This window comes from Clostridium vitabionis, from assembly GCF_015351765.1.
Lineage (GTDB): Bacteria > Bacillota > Clostridia > Lachnospirales > Lachnospiraceae > Clostridium_R > Clostridium_R vitabionis.
Genome location: NZ_JADKQA010000017.1, coordinates 1 through 3231 on the forward strand (window position 1 = coordinate 1; position 3231 = coordinate 3231).

Genomic DNA, 3231 nt, shown 5'->3' on the forward strand with positions numbered 1-3231 from the left:
AGAAATTGCAAAAATCTTTGCACTTATTATACCGCAATCCGCCGTTATTGTCAGTAAATATTGCATTCTACGCTATTGAGCAGACACTACTTACAAAGAAATGTCGGAAGTAATTGGAGAGGATAAAGCAAGAGCCTTATATACGGAATTATATAAACAGCCATTTCACAAAAAAAATCTATCAATATCAACAAAAAAAGTCTATAAAAGTAGCGATACTGAAAAGTATGTTTATGAATTGAAAGACAACAGGTATATCGAAACGGTTTTTATTAAACGGCGAGATGGTGGGACTGTTTGCGTAAGTACGCAAGTTGGTTGTTCTGTTGGCTGTATTTTTTGTGAGTCCGGACGCAATGGTTTTGTTCGTAATCTAACACCGTCTGAAATTGTGCAGCAGGTCATATTGATACGTCAAAAAGTAAATCGTATCGTTTTTATGGGAATGGGAGAACCTTTATTCAATTACGACAACTTGATTGCAGCAATCCATATTCTTCGAGATAGAAATGGACTTAACTTTCCAACCGACGGCATTACCGTATCAACAGTTGGTCCAGTTAATCAATTAAAAAAATTGCGCGAAGAACATCTAAAAATTCAGTTGACAATATCTTTACATGCAGCAACACAGGCTGCGAGAAACTGTATCATTCCTCATATGCACATGTACGCTATTGAAGATGTTGTTAAGCAAGCATTGTCCTATTCACAAAGGCATAATCGAAAAGTGGTATTTGCGTATTTACTTTTACCAGGTATAAATGACCGTTCCTCAGATATAAGGCAACTTGCAAAATGGTTTAAGGGCAAAAATGTTATGATTAACGTGCTGCAATACAACCCGACGAGTAATTCAAAAATTAGAGCACCACAAAAACAAGAAATGGTTGCGTTCAAACATCAATTAGAGCAAACAGGACTTGAAGTTACCATGAGAGTTTCTCATGGTAGAGAGATTAAAGCAGCTTGTGGACAATTAGCTAATACATATAATAAAGCCAAAAAACAACAAAAATAATTTAATTAAAAGAGCCAGACGCACAGACGCAGAGCCGATAATATGCAGTTTGAAATACTGCTGTTATCGGCTCTTTTTTGATTTTAATTTGTGCCCCCAATAACCATATTGGAGCAAAATCAGAACTGTTGCTTGTCGTTCTTTGATTTCCGCAGCAGCTTTGAAAAATCAAAGCCGCCGTTTCTTTTTATTTTCTGATGAAATGACGCGGTATCACTGTTAAAAGCGGCGGCTAAAGGAGGTAGCCGCCATGAAGCACATACCCTATCGACAAAATCCGACGGTCATTGACTTATCAAAAAAAGCCCGACCACCGTCGGGAACCTCTCCACCCTTGAATATGAACTGTCTAATCATCTAAATACTACTTACAATACCTATACGCCTGTCCGGGCTTTTCGGACAGGCGTATTTTGCTGCTCAAAAAATTTTTTGAAAAAAATCCGAAAATCTTCGGCGTTTTTTTCAAAAGGCAGTATTGCCCCGCGAAAAGGGGGAAGCACCACCAACTTTCCAACGAGAAAGGGGGTGAGAATGTGGAACCTAATCGCAGGGAGTTTATAAAACAGTGCGCTTTCCAGAAGTTTTGCAATACGGTACTGCACAATGAAGCGTGTGACGCTCACAAAGAGCTGCACAGGCATAAGGCAAAGGAGATTACCTTTTCCGACTTGACCTTAGAAGAAGCGCGGCAGCTTCATACCTTTGATGAATATTTCAAAGGGGAAACCGCCTTTGAAAGAGCCGGGAAGAAAATCACGCCGAAGCTGCTTCTTGAAGCAATCCGTACTTTGCCGGAAGAAAAGCGCAAAGCCGTACTCCTGTACTATTTCGAGGGAATGAACGACACCGAGATTGCGGAGCTGTTCGATACGTCGAGAAGCACGATACAGTACAGGCGGACAAGCTCTTTTGAGCTACTAAAAAAATATCTGGAGGAAAATGCTGATGAATGGGACGAATGGTAACGAACCCGGCTACCCGGAAAAAGCCCTTGTTCCCTATCCTGTCATTTTGGCAGCGACAAAGGGCGACCCGGACGCTATGAAGATTGTCTTGCAGCATTTCAGCGGCTACATAGCCCGCCTCTCCATGCGGAAGCTGTACGACGAGCGCGGGAACGTCTATTTTGGCGTAGACCACGACATTCGGGAACGGCTGCAAGCAAAACTGATGATGGCTGTCCTCACCTTTAAGGCAGAGGAATAAACCGCAGCGGCGGCGGGACGCTTTCTCTCTCCCCCTTTTCCGTTCCGCTGCTGACGCGGCAGCAAAGCCATTCTGAACCTTGACAAAGAAAGCGGCGCAAGATAACGGCGGCGCAGCATAGGGCAAATCGGATACGTTCCTTTTGCGCCGAGCCATACGGCGGGTGCGCCATGACGCTATCCGGGTGAGGTTATCCCCACCCGGACAGCCGAGCGACCAACACCGCGCCGGAAAGCAAGTGTAGCGGCTTGCGGGCGACGACACGCAAAATATACAATGATACTTCCTTACAGCCACAGTCCGAGCGTTAAGAGCGTCGCAGGCAATGGGTAGGGCTGCATGAGAACCATGCGGGGGTGCAATTCCCATGAGGTTATGCTAATAACCGTCCGATTAAAGCTCTCTTTCTACTTTTGAAACTATTGTACTCTATTGAAAGGGGGACATTTTAATGAATATTACTGATGTGCCTATCTGGGAGAAGTACACGCTCACCATTGAGGAAGCGTCAAAATATTTCCGTATCGGGGAAAACAAGCTGCGTAAATTAGCGGAAGAAAACCCGGCTGCCGGGTGGGTGATTATGAACGGCAACCGTATTCAAATCAAGCGAAAACAGTTTGAAAAATTCATTGACACTTTGGAAGTTATATAGTGAAATCGAGCCTTGAATGTGGTATAATAGATACAAGCATATCAAGGCTCTTTCCGTCATGGAAAGGAGCATGACGAACAATGTCGGAGAAAAGACGAGATAACAGGAACCGCATTTTACGCACAGGAGAGAGCCAGAGAAAAGACGGAAGATATGCTTACAAATATATAGATACCTTTGGGAACCCGCAATTTGTTTACGCTTGGAAGTTAGTACCTACCGACAAGACCCCGGCGGGAAAACGTGAAGATATTTCGTAAGCGCGAAGTAATTCGTTGGATTGTTTCACTCCAATCCGTTTGAGATAATTACTCCAAACATTGAAGCAGATGTTGGAGTGAATTGC

General features: G+C 43.6%; 4 protein-coding genes and 1 pseudogene. All 5 read left to right on the forward strand.

Translation table 11 applies throughout. The features are described from left to right. The first annotated feature begins 100 nt into the window (after nucleotides 1-100). Nucleotides 101-1021, forward strand: coding sequence for a 23S rRNA (adenine(2503)-C(2))-methyltransferase RlmN (gene rlmN / locus ISF27_RS12960; RefSeq protein ID WP_194611890.1), 921 nt, complete (start codon nucleotides 101-103; stop codon nucleotides 1019-1021). A 536-nt stretch (nucleotides 1022-1557) separates the two neighbouring features. Continuing rightward, the gene (locus ISF27_RS12965; protein WP_002590582.1) at nucleotides 1558-1989 is read left to right on the forward strand and encodes an RNA polymerase sigma factor; all 432 of its coding nucleotides are present in this window, start codon (nucleotides 1558-1560) and stop codon (nucleotides 1987-1989) included. After that, nucleotides 1970-2230 (forward strand): helix-turn-helix domain-containing protein, encoded by a 261-nt coding sequence (locus ISF27_RS12970; RefSeq protein WP_002590583.1) that lies wholly within the window; start codon nucleotides 1970-1972, stop codon nucleotides 2228-2230. Before ISF27_RS12965 ends, ISF27_RS12970 begins: the two co-directional genes overlap by 20 nt. Nucleotides 2231-2681: 451 nt before the next feature. Continuing rightward, nucleotides 2682-2885 carry an excisionase gene (locus ISF27_RS12975; RefSeq protein WP_002590584.1) on the forward strand — a complete coding sequence of 68 codons (204 nt, stop codon included), beginning with the start codon at nucleotides 2682-2684 and terminating at the stop codon, nucleotides 2883-2885. 80 nt (nucleotides 2886-2965) lie between these two features. Then, a pseudogene (locus ISF27_RS12980) lies at nucleotides 2966-3133 on the forward strand (integrase DNA-binding domain-containing protein); the annotation flags it as partial. Nucleotides 3134-3231: the final 98 nt, after the last annotated feature.

Excerpts from the sequence above, each read along its gene's own strand:
- rlmN (WP_194611890.1), top strand. The coding sequence starts at position 101 with ATGTCGGAAGTAATTGGAGAGGATAAAGCAAGAGCCTTATATACGGAA.
- ISF27_RS12970 (WP_002590583.1), top strand. The coding sequence starts at position 1,970 with ATGAATGGGACGAATGGTAACGAACCCGGCTACCCGGAAAAAGCCCTT.
- ISF27_RS12975 (WP_002590584.1), top strand. The coding sequence starts at position 2,682 with ATGAATATTACTGATGTGCCTATCTGGGAGAAGTACACGCTCACCATT.